Source organism: Acidiluteibacter sp. (assembly GCF_055129545.1).
On sequence record NZ_JBSRUB010000027.1, the window covers coordinates 23,824 to 38,909 of the forward strand.

Sequence of the window (15,086 nt, forward strand, 5' to 3'; positions counted from 1 at the left end):
ATCAGGAAAAAATCTTTTGAATAAGAAAATTGCTTCTTCCAATCTTATTTGCATAAAAAAAGGAAGAGCGCTGCTCTTCCTTTTCTATGTTTTATGCCACTGTCCCTTGACAGCTTGACCCTGCACCGGCAGTGCAGCCATAACAGTGTTGATTGGTTAAAATATTTCGTTTCGATAAAGCTTCAATATCAAAATTATTAATGTGTTGAGAAGATGGAGCGGCCACTTTCATGTCCAACATCTGATTGAAGTCGCAATCGTACATGTATCCGTCCCAATCTACTGAAATTGTATTCCTGCACATCACTCCTTTGACTGCACCAGGATTAAAAGCTGTTACCAATTTATCCATGTATTCTTCATAGTTATCGCTGGCTACTAAATAGTCCAAATATCGACTAATTGGAATATTGGTAATGGTAAACAATGCATTGAAGTCAATATCAAAATCCTTTTTTAAGTTGCGTTTGAACTCCATTTCCAACTGCGCTTGATCTCCAGGAAGAAAAGCTCCTGTAGGATTATACACTAAATCCAATTGCAATCCGGATCCAGGAATACCATATCCTTGTTCATTCAAACTTTGCAAGGCTTCTATAGAGCTTTTAAAAACTCCGTCCCCTCGCTGGGCATCTGTTTTTCCTGCTTGATAGTAGGGCAAAGAAGAAACGACATGCACATTGTGTTTTTTGAAAAACTCGGGTAAATCGTAGTACTTTTTATTTGCTCTAATGATCGTTAAGTTGGAACGAACGATTATCTCCTTCACTCCTATCTTGGTTGCTTCTTCAACAAACCAACGGAAATTTGGATTCATTTCAGGTGCTCCACCAGTCAAATCAACGGTGTGAATCTTTGTCTTCTCTAGAATATCCAAACATTTTTGCAAATATTCTTTGGTCATTATCTCTTTTCGATCAGGACCTGCATCTACGTGACAATGCTTGCAAACTTGGTTGCACATATAGCCCACATTGATCTGAAAAATTTCAATATTCGTTGGCTTCATCGGAAAGTCTCCCAACTTCGTCAATTGCTCTTTAAAAGTGAGCAATTCACCATCAAAGGGACTTCCGTTCAATACTTTTAATTGGTTTTTTATGTCAGCTAGTTTATCTCCTCTAGCTTTTAGTGATTTAATCATAAATGACTTTTCGTTTTTTTTAAATTATTGTACGACAAATTTTTAATTTGACATTTTTTTGTTTTTTATTTCACTTTTTGGTGAGCAAAAAGTAAAGCAAAAAGCTCAGCCTTATCAAAATGAAATTAAATCCTTGTATTCCCTAAGTTCAGCTGGATGATCTTCTCGGCCCACCTTCGAAGCTTTCCAGTTTCTCTAAGGAAATCCTTCTGATTTACTTACCTTTTGCTAAATGGCAGTCCTAAAATAAAAAAACCCAGATTTAAACAAAATGATTTCAATTTATATAACTTATTTAGTATTCTTAACTAATCTTTTGAGTCTTAAAAAAAATCAAACAGTAGATTTTTTTACATTGAAAGCTTTTTCGCTTTATTCATCATTTGTACTCCGTGAACCATAGAAGCGCCGCCTCTAATCGCACTAGCGACATGAACTGCTTCCATCATCATGGCTTCATTGGCTCCTTTTTGCATGGCATCTTCAGTGTATGCATCAATACAATAAGGACATTGAACCGCATGAGATACTGCTAAAGCAATTAGTGATTTTTCACGCTGTGTTAGTGCTCCTTCTTTAAATACTGCGCCGTACCAGTCAAAAAACTTCTCAGCTAACTCTGGTTCAAATTCTGCAATTTGTCCAAATTTCTTTAGGTCTTTTGGGTCGTAATAAGTCTTTTCCATGTTTCTATTTTTATAAATACGAGTTATGCACTCAATTAGATTTTTGAATCATAAGATTAAGAAAAAAGTAATCGGAGAACCAACTTAATTCATTAAAAAAGCTAAATAAAGTTGATAGTGTCAAACAATTGACAACAACAGATTACCTTACTTTTCAGTAACAAAAAAGTGATCTAATGGTTTTCCAGTAGCTCCGTTTGGAAATGGAATTTGTATTAGAGAAGAAAGTGTCACTGCAATGTCTTTAATTGCCACTTCCTCTGAATAATTACCTTGAACAACGTTCCATCCATACCAGATCATGGGAACATGCGTATCGTAATTATAGGCCGTGCTATGTCCAGTTCCACCGTTTCGTTGATAATAATCGCTTAACCAACCAGGCTGAAAACTATAGAAAATATCACCACTCCTTTTGGAATCAAATCCATTGTACATCCGATTACATACATTTTCATCACCCACACAAACTCTTCCACTCATATCTGCAGCTGAAGTCAGGTTTGGGTATTCTAACAAAACGTCCAACAGAGCTCGTTTCACCTCATTCTGCTTTAAGGAAAGGCGCTCTATTTCCGAATAATTCAAATAAATCTGGTGGTTGATTACTTTCTCAATCACATCGGCACCAAATAAATTCATTGATCCTGATTTAAGAGCCGCTTTAAACACTTTATTGTCGTAATAATCGGTGCTTCCCTTGGCATGAGCAGGAATATCGGCCACTCCATGATCGGCTGTCAGCACTAATACATATTGTTGTTCCCCCACACTTTCATCTAAGAATTCTAACAATTTTGCCAGATCTTTATCCAATCTTAAATAAGTATCTTCAATTTCTATCGACTGTGGACCAAATTGATGACCGATGTAATCAGTAGATGAGAAACTAATGCTAATGGCATCAGTGATCTCATCATCGCCTAACTGTTCGTTTCTGATTAATTCAATTGCAAAATCAGCTAGCAAAGAATTCCCAAAAGGGGTTTCCTTAATCAAACTGAGTCCACTTATTTTTTTAATGTCAGGCAATTGATGTGGAAATGTTGATGAATTTTCCCCTTCAAATTTGCCTTCAAATTCAGCAGCATCAACACTAGAAGCGGTGTAAGTCTCAATCGGATATAAAGTATTCCAAGGAGATTTTAAATAATTCTCCACGTATTTTTTAGAATTAAATGACGTTACCCACTTTGGTAAATCATTTATATAATATGAACTAGAAATAAATTTTCCTTCATCGCCACTTAACCAGTAGGCGGCGTTGGCTGAATATCCGACAGGTAAAATGGCCCCTCTATCTTTGATAGAAATCCCAAACACTTTACTCTTTGAAGAAGATAATTTTAATTGATCGGTAAACGAATTTGCTTTTAAATTTTTGGGTGAATGTTGACCATCCGCTCCTTTGACTCCCACAGAAGTAACGGTAGAATCTTCCACGCAATAAACAGTCGATTTCTTTGTCCGATCGTACCAATCGTTAGCAGCAATGCCGTGATGAAAAGGAGTAGTTCCAGTTCCAATAGTGGCATGGCCAACTGCAGTCAATGTCGGAACGTAACTAAAATTAGCGTTTTCAAATGAAAACCCTTTATTTACTAATCGTTTGAATCCATTCTCAGAATATCGATCCCAGTATTTGGCGAGGTAATCGTATCGCATTTGATCGACTGTAACCATCACTACTAACTTAGGTTTTCCTTCTTTAGCTGATGTGTTTAAAGTCATTAAACTGATCAATACGAGTAGTAGGTTCTTTGCTTTCATATCCTGTTATTTTCCAGGAACAAAATAACTAATTATTTCATCCCGAATAGCAGGATTTGCTCCAGATGCCAATGCCAAAGAAACAAAAAGCCCAATTGCTGCATAACTTACATCCTTTCCAATCATCTTGATGGATTTTATTTTATGATCGCCGCCTTCCTTCGTTCGAGAAAAATTAACAGCGATTTCTCTTCCTCCAATTACTCCCAAGAATACCCAAGTGGTACTCATCGGAACAGTACTGATAAAGAGTTTATAAATTAATAAAATCACATAAGTGAAATCAATCAAAGTAGCTGCTCGAACATCAGAGATACGTGCTTTTTCGCTCACCACTTTCTGTATTTTATCTCCTTTAAGGAAAAAGAGTAACCCCAATCCTAAAAAGATAGTCAAAGTAAAGATTAAGAATTGCCACCACGTTTGTTGACGAGGTAGAAAAACGGCCACATTTGCCCCGTCTTGCATAACCCACACGGCCCACAAAGCTCCACTTACTATCCATTGCACCACGCTCCAAGCATTGTGCGTAAACCGCTGAGAAAAGTATTTTCGAATGATTCCATAAGAAAAGTACCACACCAAAAAGGATAAAATGAACGCCATTCCATATCCCGAAAGACTCTTACTTACTACTGACACAATCCCGCTAGAAGAGGCACTAAACACACTCAACATCAAAAAGGTAGTTGATACCGGCATTCTTAATCGAGTTAAAATCAGCAGGATTAAAGGTGCTATTATCTGAAAATAGTTAAAATTTTCTGGATGAGGATATTCTGTTATTCCATCAGAAGATAACAGCCTTTGGTAGGTGACATCTCCGTCATAATAGAACCAACTAAAAGTGACAGTAACTATAAAGATTCCTCCGATATAGAGCCATAAAATCCACCACTTTCTATTCTGATTACTCTCTATGAATGTTCCTAAAGACTGAATGCTATCATTAGCTACTGTAGCATAAGCTGCAAAGAAGAATCCTAGCCACATGGCTGCTTGACCGAACCCGACTAAAATAGCTGATAAAACGAAGCCCAATAAAATGATGGTTAAAAAACCTCTCTCCTTCACTAATATAGCAACTAAATCTAAGGTCTTTAGATCCTGTTTCTTGTTCTTTTTTTTCCCCAACGTAGTGTAAGTATTTGCAACTATAGTTTACAAAATTGAGCAAAACCAATTGGCTTATTAACAGTGCTAGGTTATGAATAGGTTAATTTAATCCTATTAAAATGGCAGGAAGTTGCTAGTTATTTCATGTGACGAATTCAAAAAATGGGAGTAATTTTGAACTTTCTAAATAAAATTCAGATCGCCTTGAAAAATTTAATCTTATTAGGATTAGTTGTAGCGCAACTTATTTCTTTTACCTACTCATTATCTGCTCAAGAAAAAGATAAAATTGATTGGAACTTTAAGAAAAGTCAATTAGACATTAAAAAGCAAAAAGGAAATTTCTTTTTCTACTGGGGGTATAATCGTGCTTCATACGCTAAAAGTGACATTCATTTAAAAGGGCCTGATTACGATTTCATCCTTTCGGATGTAAAAGCAAGAGATTTACCAGAAGAGTTTTCTTCAGTATACTTTAATCCTAAAAAGTTGACAATTCCTCAGTTTAATTTCCGTGTTGGCTATCATTTATCAGATAAATATGCTTTGGCACTGGGATGGGATCACATGAAATATCAAACCAGAAGTGGACAACCAGCCATTATTACAGGTCGGATAGATGCTTCCGCATCTCCACTTTATGCAGGTTATTACAACCATGATAAAATTATTATGGATGAGTATAACCTTGTAAAGATGGAGCATTCTGATGGCTTTAATGTCATCAATATCAATTTAGAACGCAACGACTTTTTATACACCACAAAAGATCAAAAATTTGCACTTAGTGCCATTACAGGTGCCGGAGCAGGAATCGCATTTCCATGGACCAATTCTACCATTTTTGGCAAGAGAAATGATGATCGTCCGAAAGTATCGGGTTTAGGTGCACACATCTTTGGTGCTGCTCAAGCCACGATTTATAAGCGTTTCTTTTTGCGATTGACCCTTCAAGGTGGATTCCAAAACATGTGGGCAATTGCCACAGTTCCAAAAGGCGATCATTCTGCGCACGCAGAACAAACGATCTTCTATTACGAACGCTCATTGGTATTGGGCTACAACTTTAGATTGTTCGACAAGAAAAAGTAGCATGCTACTTTTTCATGGCTTGCTCTAAATCATCTTTCAGGTCTTCCACTGCTTCAATGCCAACAGAGAACCGTACATCTTGGTTGCTGATTCCCATAGCATCTCGTTCTGCTTGGCTGATACTTTTGTGAGAAGTTAAGTATGGTGAGCCAATTAACGACTCTACTCCACCCAAGCTTACTGCAGGACAAATAATATTCAATGCCTTTTGGAATTTAATTGGATCAATGGATGGCTTTAATCTAAAACTCATCATGGCTCCAAAGCCTCCATTCATTTGGCGTTTTGCCAATTCAAATTGTGGGTGACTTGACAATCCTGGATAATACACCTTCTCCACATTTTCATTCTTTTCTAACCAAGTTGCCAATTCCATTGCATTTTCTGCAGCGCGCTCTACTCTTAAGTGCAAGGTTTTCATGCTTCGTTCGATTTCATAGCACAATCGAGCATCCAACGTAGATCCAAAGTCAACTTGTGCGACTTTAATTTCATCAATCAAACTAGCTTTACCACCAAGGTAGCCAAAAATAATATCACTGTGGCCTGAAAAATACTTGGTGCCAGAATGCATCACCAAATCAATTCCCATTTCCAAAGGCTGTTGAAAAAGTGGTGTCGCAAAGGTGTTGTCTGCAAAAGAAATCAATTGATGCTTTTTGGCAAATTCCGCTGCCATAGTAATGTCGGTTAACTTCATCAATGGATTAGAAGGCGTTTCTATATACACCAACTTAGTTTTAGACGTAATGGCCTTTTCCATTTCACTGGTATCAGAGAAATTCACAAAAGAAATCGCAACACCAATTCGTTCCAATTGGTGGTGCATAAAATGAGCCGTCCCACCATAAATATCTGATTGCACAATGATATGATCGCCGGGTTTTAATAAACCCATTAATGCTGCAGCAATCGCACCTAAGCCAGAACTAAAAACCATTCCTTTTTCTGCATTTTCCAACGCATTTATTTTGTCAATAATCGCTATTTGGTTAGAAGTATTCGCCATACGAGGATATTTCATCTCGTAGTCTTCTAAATATTTAAATGCTGTAGAGGTGTGAATTGGTGTATTTACGCCTCCTTGATTTTCATCAATCTGAGTGCCTGAATGAACACATTTTGTTGCTGTAGCTATTGATTTTGGAAGTTTCATGTTCTTTAGAATTAATTGCAGCTAATTTTTTATGATGGAAATTAACCACGTACATTTATCCCAAAAGTAAGATTATATGGATTACATTAATATTGCAAAACCAAAATCAATCCAATGAAAAGTATCGCCGTCTTTTGTGCCTCATCTACCGGAGCAAATGCCATTTATATGGAATCTGCCTACGCCTTAGGCAAGCACCTCGCTTTAAACCAGTACAGGTTAGTTTATGGAGGAGCAAGTGTGGGCTGCATGGGTGCTCTGGCAAAAGGTTGCATGGAGCATGGAGGAACTGTAATTGGAGTTTTACCTCATTTTTTGAACAAAAGAGAAGTGGCTGCAACCCACGTTACAGAGCTCATTATGGTAGAAAGCATGCACGAGCGAAAGCTAAAAATGCACGAATTAAGTGACGGCATCATTACTCTTCCAGGTGGTTACGGAACCATGGAAGAATTGTTTGAAATGATGACTTGGGGCCAATTGGGACTGCACCAAAAACCAATGGCGATACTCAATACGAATGGTTTTTACACCCCTTTGATGGATCAATTGAGAAAGATGGAAAAAGAAGAAATGGTGCAAAGCCGATTTGTGGAGATGATTATTTGTAAGGATTCTATCGTTGAATTATTCGAAAAAATGGTCAATTATTCGGCTCCTGATGCTATAGAGTTACTTCAAAAAAAGACAACGTAAAATGGAAAAATTGGTAAAAGCCTATCAAAAATCGAAGGAACAAAAAGAGTGGATGTTGGCTAAAGCCAAGCAATCTAGCTTAGATAAAAATTCAATCAAAGAAACCGAAAAATGGTCGATCAACCAACTGATTTTTCATTTAAACAATGTGGAAAAATCGGTATTGGATTACATCAATTATAAAAATGCAAAAGGCGAATTGACTCAAAAAGCTGGATTAAAAGCAACATTCAGGTACTTTTCATTGAAGGTATTATTGAGTACTAATATGAAATTTAAGACTCCGAAAAGGGTCAGTGAGATTCCCGAAAAACTAGATTTTGATCAATTGATTACCGATTGGAATTCCACTCAAGTTGCATTTGAAAAATTCTTACAACACTTCCCAAAAGAATTGGAAGGCAAAGCAGTTTTCAAGCATCCGTATGCTGGGATGATTTCAATTGAGCAAACGATTCAATTTCTAGTAGATCATGCCAAGCACCATCAAAGTCAAATGAAACGATTGGTGTGATTCAATTATCCAACTTCAACATTTGCTTTTATCTGTATCGGAAAATTCAACGAATTGGCAATGAAGCACTTTTGATGCGCTTTGGTATGTAACTTAATTGCCATTTCCACCATGGATTCATCGGCGACATGAACTGTTGGATTGAGGGTAATTTTGGTAAACTGCCCCACACCACTTGTTTCATCTTCAGTCATTTCGCCGGTTGGGTGATCGCCATAAGCGGTCACGATTATTCCGTTATCTGAACAAACATGCAAAAACCAAAGCATGTGGCAAGAGGAAACCGAATGCAACAACATTTCCTCGGGATTATATCTTGTTTTGTCGCCCCGAAAAGCAGGCTCTGAAGAACCTAGAATTGGACGTACTTTAAACTCTCCACTCTCTATTACAAAAGAGCGCTCATAGGCGGAATAATTGGAAGTTCCTGTGCCAGTATTTCCTGTCCATTTTAATTCTGCAGTGTAGTTGTGCTTTCTCATTATTCCCTTCGGTTTGACTAAAACTATATTTTCAGGTCATCAAGATAATTAAAATTGAGAATTCTACAATAGACAGAATTTTTAATATCCGTATTTATCTTTCCAGAATCGTTTCATGCGATCACGCAACTCTCGTTCCCGAGGATTTTCGCCCATATCATAAAACTTAGTATTCGCTACTTCAGGGGGCATAAACTCTTGTGCTACAAAATTACCAGCCCCATTGTGACTGTATTGGTATTCTTTTCCGTAGCCTATTTCTTTCATCAGTTTTGTCGGTGCATTTCTCAGCGCCAATGGCACATTTAAGTTACCTGATTGTTTCACTTCTGCTTGCGCCATATTGATGGCCATATAAGCGGCATTACTTTTTGCTGAGCAAGCTAAATAAGTCACCGCTTGAGATAAAATGATTCGACTTTCCGGCCAACCAATTACATTCACGGCTTGAAAACAATTGTTGGCAATTACTATCGCCGTTGGATTGGCGTTTCCTATGTCTTCACTTGCCAATATCAATAAACGACGAGCAATGAACTTGGCATCCTCTCCCCCTTCAATCATTCTTGCCAACCAATATATGGCGGCATTTGGATCACTCCCTCGAATGGATTTTATGAAAGCTGAAATAATGTCGTAGTGCTGCTCTCCGTCTTTGTCATATCTCGCAATTGATTGCTGTGCTACGGCTACTACTTTATCGTTTGTGATGACTACTTTATCTCCTTCGCTGTTGTTTACTGTCAGTTCCAATAGGTTCAGCAACTTTCGAGCATCGCCACCAGACAATTGCATCAGCGTTTGATATTCCTTTACTTCAATGTCTTTTTTTGCTAATTCTTTGTCGTTTTTTATCGCTAAATGAATCAAGCTCAATAGTTCATCTTTGGTCAACGGTTCTAAAATATAAACCTGACAACGAGACAACAATGCTGATATGACTTCAAAAGATGGGTTCTCGGTTGTGGCACCAATTAAAGTGACAATCCCCTGCTCTACCGCTCCTAATAAGGAATCTTGCTGCGATTTACTGAATCGGTGGATTTCATCAATAAACAAAATAGGGTTCCGATCTGCATTGAAAAACTGCTGTTTCTTCGCTTTGTCGATTACTTCACGAATGTCTTTTACTCCAGAGTTGATGGCACTCAACGTAAAAAATGGTCGATCGGTGGCATGAGCTATGATGTTGGCCAAAGTGGTTTTTCCAATTCCTGGTGTTCCCCATAAAATCATGGAAGGAACCATTCCTTTTTCGATTAGTTTACGCAATACCGCTCCTTCTCCAATCAAATGTTTCTGACCGATGTAGTTGTCGAAATTGGTGGGACGTAGTCGTTCTGCTAAAGGAATTAAAGAGGCCATTATTATCTAATTTTAACGCGAAATTACGTTTTATAGCGGTTCGATATTGAAATAAATGCATTTGATTGCATTCGTTTTCGAAGGGTTTTTAACCGCTAAGCTATGCCTGCGGTAAGCAGGTTCACGAAGGGTTTGCAAATTGCATTCAACGCTTTTTGCGTTAATTGCACAATTAGATGTGCATTTGACTTTGCTAAGTATTAACGGTTTTTAATGTTGTTCCACCCGAGTGGTGCTATGCACTGTACATATTATTAGCGATTTTTTATTTTTTTGTTAATCTTAGTTTGATCGTGTTTCCATCACTAGCTCCTCCATCAGAAATAACTGTTAGGATATAATCTGCACCCTTTTTGGTTATTTTAAATTCCATTATTTGCGGTTTTTCGTAGAGCTTTTGTTCACCACTTGTAACTTCTCCTGTTACAATAATTCTGAGTCTTTTACCTTCTAATTTCCAAGTACCATTTTCATCAGGAACTAATGTTGAATCTCCGTCAGATTTGTACTTTAATTCATTGAAAATACTATCAGAAGTAAACTCCCAAGTATCCTCAAATATACTGGAGTCGTTATAGTCTGTAAGAGACCAAATTCCTATAATTTCTATTTTATCAGCACTGCTTGAAGATTGACAAGCCGCTGCAACAGTTATTATGACTAATAATATGCTGAGAATGTTTTTCATTTTTTAATTATCGCTAACGGTTTGGGTATGATGTGTGTCCCCAAGGCATGTACTATACCCGTTGTTATTGTGCCTAATTATTTGTTATCTAAAGTCAATTTTTATATTTTTTTTGGGAATCGGATGATTAATCATCTCTAGAAATATTTTCAAAGCTTCACAAAAATCAAATTCATCATTAATATTATTGAACAACTTAATCATTGGATAAAACAATGAATCTTTTTCATTGAGATTAACTTTTTCGATTTCCTTATTGTTCTCATAGAAAGTTAACAAGAATTCTTTCCTTTTGAAGTCAAATTGAAATTGAATGTAATTATTATACTTCCAATCTTTTACGTAATTTTTTTTATCAGTCAGATAGAAACTGTCCTCAATAATCCTTGTTCGATTTTCTACAGATAGAATAAATAATTCGGCTAATTCAATTGCTTCCGAAATCTCATCTTTTAATGGTTTTTGGTAATAATGCTCAAGTTTATTTCGTAGTAATCTTGCTTTTGAAATCAAGCCACTAGGTGCAAAGTCTAATGCTTTAATTAGTTTTAATTTATATGCTATGTCCGAGTTCTCGAAATCTTCAATATCTACAATTTTTTGTGAAATCTCTGGAATTTTATCATATGTGATTCCGAACATAGCAAACGCACTATCTATTTGGCAATCAATAGCTCTCTTTGCATTTGTCAATGCATTTACATATCCTTTTAATTCCTGTGTCTTAAAATCAGATTTTGCAAATCTTAGAAAATGCCGAGGTTCAATATCAAAATCAGTACTAATTTCACTACCTCCTTCTCTCTCAATCACAGACGTTGAGAAATCAATTTTCAATCGTTTTTGTATAAGTTCTAAAATCATCTAAATATCTCTATTCTAATTGGGCACAACGTTCTAGGACAAGAATAGTAGTGGATTAAAATGCACTAATTTTCGGTTAAACAAAGACCTAATTTATATTAACTCACTTTCATTTTAGCGATAAAACCGCTATTATTTTTATACATAGTTGTACACAGTACTTACTATTCATTTACTATTACTTTCAAGCTTATATTTCCTACTTCTTTTAAGTAGTTTTCAGTTACACCTAGCAAAGTCATAATACTTTCCGATACATTTTGTTTAGATAAACTCGGTTGAACTATAAAAACCTCAAAGTTCATTGGTTTTTTATTTTTGGCAATTGTCAATAGCCTTTCTAAATCATCAGAATTTCCTTTTTCAATTCTACTTCTTTCATTTCCAGTTCTTACTTTGGTTTTTCTTTTAAGTAGGTGTTCGAAAAACTCTGAACCTTTTTTATGTTTCCAGTGAATAGATTTTTGAGCTTGACCACATACTTCGTAAAAGTTGTCTATTCTTGTATTTACATTACCATCTTTTGCGAATTTCAGATGATAGAATTGAACATCAATTTTTTTGTCAAACTCTTTTATAGTGATTACATCAGCTATTTCTCCAGAATAGTCATCGTCATAAACGATATCATAGTCTTCTGCGATAAGTTTTTGAATAGTTTTATACTGTATAGAATCAGTTCGCAGCGGAACTACACCTTGTGCTTCTTTACTCAAATCTACATTATTCCAGTTCCAAGCAATAAGGTTCTCCGTTGGATATGGTAAAATGATTTGTTTTAACTCAACATATTCATTTCCTTCTAACCTCGAGCCATCAGCAAACCAAATCATTGGTGGATTGACATTCAAATATTCGGTCAAGTCAAACTTTCTACTCCCGATAATTATTTCTCCGTTATTAACAGAAGTCTTTACAATTCTATAGTTTGCTATTTGATTTTCTCCAATTGTTTCTTCAAACAGCTCCTTTTTGAATTTTATAGAATTTGTTGGTGTATTAATTTCAAATGATATTTCGCCATTTGCTGTTGGATTCGTAAGTGCAATTGAGCAATATGTTAAACTGAACTCATGGTTTTCAATAACGAATGAAACTCTTGATTCAGAATTATCATAAAAATTGTCATCCCAATCAATATGAGTAGGATAAATTTCTGGAATTTCACTTATAATTTGAGGAATCAAAGTTTCTTTTAAAACTTGGTTTGGGTCAATAGTTTCATCGATTAATTTTTGACCAAGGTTATTACACCATTTAATAAAACCTCTTAAATCATTTCTCAAATAACTCCAAATTCGACCTTTGTATGAACAGCCTAAAGTTATTTTATCGCCTTCATCGTAACCAGAACCAAAAACGAACGCTTTTTGACCTCTTTGTTGCTCAGCTATTGAAAGCGCCTCTTCTATATCTGTTCCAACTCTCATTGTAAATCTAATTTTTCTATTAAGAAATTCTTTAAGACCAACATTTTGGAGTGAAACTCTTTTGATATCATAAAAACTTTTGAATACATTCAACTGATTTATCATTACCGCTTTATCGTATAGAACAGCATTTGCTAAATCTTTATAAAGACTTGATTTGTCTGAACTATGAATAAACAAAAGATTACTACTTGTGTCATAATAGAGGACAGTTAATTGCCAATTTAAGCCAAATACCTCTTTGTAATTTACCCATTCTACCTCGCTTTTTCCTGCGGTAATAAGAACCATTGTTTTGGCTGATTCGTTATAGTCAAAAAACTTATATTCCAATTCATTATACCCTTTAATACCCTTTTTAAATTTCTTTAAGTTGTAAGTATCTTCGACATCAAGATCTTGATCTTCTTGGTCAAAATTATTTTTGTAAACTACTGTGCTTAAAGCAAAGCGAATGTTTTGGAATGGAATTTTTGAACTTTCTAAATATTGGAAACCATCTATAAATTCATTGAAATCTATTTGTTCTTCAATTTCATCGGAACTCAATGTTGACAATAATGAATTCCAATCTGAATCTTGTGCGTAAAGTTCACTTAATTCATTTTCCACATTTGAATCGGCTAAATTGGCTATGAAAGTTGCGTTACCCAGTTCGTCATCGTGAGAAGTTCTTGTGAATCGTCCCGCAAATTGTAAAGTGATTGGTAAACTTTTTCTAATATCGTGAAATGCTGCTATCTTGAGTTGGGGTAAATCAAAACCTTCTCCCAACATATTTACTGCAACGATAATTTTATGTTCACAATTAACAATGGAATCTAAAATTGCTTTTTTGTTAGCAATTGACGAATGAACCATTACAGGATTTAAATCCTTAAATTGTTTGTAGATTTCAAATATTTCTTCTGCTCTGGTTTTGTTTTCGCATCGAGCCATTAAAATATGATTATAACCTAAAGCAATATCGTCTCTTAATTTTTGAACAGCCTTATCAGCAATTATTATATCTCCTTTTTTGAAGTCGTATTCTCTAATTGGAATGAAATTAATCGGTTTAAAATATCCTTGTTCTTGTGCTTTTTTAAGTGAAAAATTGAATATTATTTTGCCATCAACTCTTTTTCTATCGTTTCGAAATGGTGTTGCTGTAAATTGTAAAATTTGCGATTCTTTAAAATAGAGTCTTACCCTATTCCAAGAATTTGCTTCGGAATGATGTGCTTCATCAATAAATAAATGCGAAAAATTTTCCGACAGCAAAGTAAGTAGCTCATTTGAGTTTCTTGAAAGAATACTCATTGTAGTTACTACAACATTACATTCTTGTATGAACTCCAAAAGTTCGTTTGGTTCTGTAAAGTTTTGCTGTAAAATTCCAACTCTTGGATTCAAAGCATTTTCACTTACGATTCCAAATACTTTAAGTAAGCCTAAAGTATAAAATTTATTGAATATTTGAGTTCTTAAAGCATCAGAAGGAACTGTAATAATCACTTTTTTGCACCTATTAGCAATCAACGTAGTTAGCATTGTTTCGGTTTTTCCAGTTCCTGTAGGCATAACAACTGTACCTATTTCATCTGAAATTTTAAGGTGACTTAATATTGAATATAGTGCTGCAATTTGTGGCTCTCTCAAACCATTTACATTTTCTTCTACATTTTCTTCTATAAACGAGAAATTATTTTTCCAGGATTCAATTATGACATCAGTTGTAAATTCCGAAATTTTAGGATGCTTAATCCAATTCTTGAATTTAATTTCATTGTTTTCTAATCTTTCTTGTGTCGCTTTTTTATTAGTCAACAAAACATAATTGAAACCATCTGGCATAGTATTCAAATTACTACATAAGCAGTATTGGATTCCGTTACTCTCAATTAATGTATAACTTCTGTGTGAAGAAACAAAAGTAAAATCTGTTTCTAGACTAGGTTCGAGAAGTTGTTTGGATATATTATTTGTTCCAACCTTCTGCCAATATGTTTTTTCTAATTCGGGAAGTTTAATGTTCATAGTTATGTTGGTTCAGGTATTGTGGCTAACGATTTCGCTATGAAACGTGTCCCGAAGGGCATGT

General features: G+C 35.4%; 13 protein-coding genes. 3 read left to right on the forward strand and 10 right to left on the reverse strand.

The window, feature by feature from the left end; all coding sequences use genetic code 11:
• Positions 1-91: 91 nt before the first annotated feature.
• From arsS to ACTB0X_RS14025, 4 genes are all read right to left on the reverse strand, one after another.
• Entirely contained in the window at positions 92-1,144 is a 1,053-nt protein-coding gene (arsS, locus tag ACTB0X_RS14010; RefSeq protein ID WP_463025674.1) for an arsenosugar biosynthesis radical SAM (seleno)protein ArsS, read from the reverse strand.
• Positions 1,145-1,494: 350 nt separating this feature from the next.
• The gene (locus ACTB0X_RS14015) at positions 1,495-1,830 is read right to left on the reverse strand and encodes an arsenosugar biosynthesis-associated peroxidase-like protein (protein WP_463025675.1); all 336 of its coding nucleotides are present in this window, start codon (positions 1,828-1,830) and stop codon (positions 1,495-1,497) included.
• A 147-nt stretch (positions 1,831-1,977) separates the two neighbouring features.
• Entirely contained in the window at positions 1,978-3,600 is a 1,623-nt protein-coding gene (gene pafA / locus ACTB0X_RS14020) for an alkaline phosphatase PafA (protein ID WP_463025676.1), read from the reverse strand.
• Between the two features lie 6 nt (positions 3,601-3,606).
• Positions 3,607-4,734 (reverse strand): hypothetical protein, encoded by a 1,128-nt coding sequence (locus ACTB0X_RS14025; protein ID WP_463025677.1) that lies wholly within the window; start codon positions 4,732-4,734, stop codon positions 3,607-3,609.
• Positions 4,735-4,920: 186 nt separating this feature from the next.
• Between ACTB0X_RS14025 and ACTB0X_RS14030 the strand changes: the two genes are divergently transcribed.
• The gene (locus ACTB0X_RS14030) at positions 4,921-5,808 is read left to right on the forward strand and encodes a hypothetical protein (RefSeq protein WP_463025678.1); all 888 of its coding nucleotides are present in this window, start codon (positions 4,921-4,923) and stop codon (positions 5,806-5,808) included.
• 4 nt (positions 5,809-5,812) lie between these two features.
• On the opposite strand, the gene ACTB0X_RS14035 is transcribed toward ACTB0X_RS14030, so the two are convergent.
• Complete coding sequence (locus tag ACTB0X_RS14035; protein WP_463025679.1) at positions 5,813-6,964, reverse strand: trans-sulfuration enzyme family protein; 1,152 nt, start codon at positions 6,962-6,964, stop codon at positions 5,813-5,815.
• 114 nt (positions 6,965-7,078) lie between these two features.
• Between ACTB0X_RS14035 and ACTB0X_RS14040 the strand changes: the two genes are divergently transcribed.
• Together ACTB0X_RS14040 and ACTB0X_RS14045 are read left to right on the forward strand one after the other, a co-directional pair.
• Positions 7,079-7,660 (forward strand): LOG family protein, encoded by a 582-nt coding sequence (locus ACTB0X_RS14040; RefSeq protein ID WP_463025680.1) that lies wholly within the window; start codon positions 7,079-7,081, stop codon positions 7,658-7,660.
• Position 7,661: 1 nt separating this feature from the next.
• Entirely contained in the window at positions 7,662-8,174 is a 513-nt protein-coding gene (locus ACTB0X_RS14045) for a DinB family protein (protein WP_463025681.1), read from the forward strand.
• A gap of 5 nt (positions 8,175-8,179) precedes the next feature.
• On the opposite strand, the gene ACTB0X_RS14050 is transcribed toward ACTB0X_RS14045, so the two are convergent.
• From ACTB0X_RS14050 to ACTB0X_RS14070, 5 genes are all read right to left on the reverse strand, one after another.
• Positions 8,180-8,656, reverse strand: coding sequence for an OsmC family protein (locus tag ACTB0X_RS14050; RefSeq protein ID WP_463025682.1), 477 nt, complete (start codon positions 8,654-8,656; stop codon positions 8,180-8,182).
• A gap of 81 nt (positions 8,657-8,737) precedes the next feature.
• Positions 8,738-10,021, reverse strand: a complete 1,284-nt coding sequence (locus ACTB0X_RS14055) for a replication-associated recombination protein A (protein ID WP_463025683.1) — start codon at positions 10,019-10,021, stop codon at positions 8,738-8,740.
• A gap of 265 nt (positions 10,022-10,286) precedes the next feature.
• Positions 10,287-10,709 carry a lipocalin family protein gene (locus tag ACTB0X_RS14060; RefSeq protein ID WP_463025684.1) on the reverse strand — a complete coding sequence of 141 codons (423 nt, stop codon included), beginning with the start codon at positions 10,707-10,709 and terminating at the stop codon, positions 10,287-10,289.
• A gap of 84 nt (positions 10,710-10,793) precedes the next feature.
• Positions 10,794-11,573, reverse strand: coding sequence for a hypothetical protein (locus ACTB0X_RS14065; protein ID WP_463025685.1), 780 nt, complete (start codon positions 11,571-11,573; stop codon positions 10,794-10,796).
• A 164-nt stretch (positions 11,574-11,737) separates the two neighbouring features.
• Entirely contained in the window at positions 11,738-15,022 is a 3,285-nt protein-coding gene (locus ACTB0X_RS14070) for a DEAD/DEAH box helicase (protein WP_463025686.1), read from the reverse strand.
• Positions 15,023-15,086 lie beyond the last annotated feature (64 nt).

What these genes read in the sequence shown, in the direction of transcription:
- arsS (WP_463025674.1), bottom strand. Translation starts at nt 1,144, where the DNA reads ATGATTAAATCACTAAAAGCTAGAGGAGATAAACTAGCTGACATAAAA.
- ACTB0X_RS14015 (WP_463025675.1), bottom strand. Translation starts at nt 1,830, where the DNA reads ATGGAAAAGACTTATTACGACCCAAAAGACCTAAAGAAATTTGGACAA.
- pafA (WP_463025676.1), bottom strand. Translation starts at nt 3,600, where the DNA reads ATGAAAGCAAAGAACCTACTACTCGTATTGATCAGTTTAATGACTTTA.
- ACTB0X_RS14035 (WP_463025679.1), bottom strand. Translation starts at nt 6,964, where the DNA reads ATGAAACTTCCAAAATCAATAGCTACAGCAACAAAATGTGTTCATTCA.
- ACTB0X_RS14040 (WP_463025680.1), top strand. Translation starts at nt 7,079, where the DNA reads ATGAAAAGTATCGCCGTCTTTTGTGCCTCATCTACCGGAGCAAATGCC.
- ACTB0X_RS14045 (WP_463025681.1), top strand. Translation starts at nt 7,662, where the DNA reads ATGGAAAAATTGGTAAAAGCCTATCAAAAATCGAAGGAACAAAAAGAG.
- ACTB0X_RS14050 (WP_463025682.1), bottom strand. Translation starts at nt 8,656, where the DNA reads ATGAGAAAGCACAACTACACTGCAGAATTAAAATGGACAGGAAATACT.
- ACTB0X_RS14055 (WP_463025683.1), bottom strand. Translation starts at nt 10,021, where the DNA reads ATGGCCTCTTTAATTCCTTTAGCAGAACGACTACGTCCCACCAATTTC.
- ACTB0X_RS14060 (WP_463025684.1), bottom strand. Translation starts at nt 10,709, where the DNA reads ATGAAAAACATTCTCAGCATATTATTAGTCATAATAACTGTTGCAGCG.
- ACTB0X_RS14065 (WP_463025685.1), bottom strand. Translation starts at nt 11,573, where the DNA reads ATGATTTTAGAACTTATACAAAAACGATTGAAAATTGATTTCTCAACG.
- ACTB0X_RS14070 (WP_463025686.1), bottom strand. Translation starts at nt 15,022, where the DNA reads ATGAACATTAAACTTCCCGAATTAGAAAAAACATATTGGCAGAAGGTT.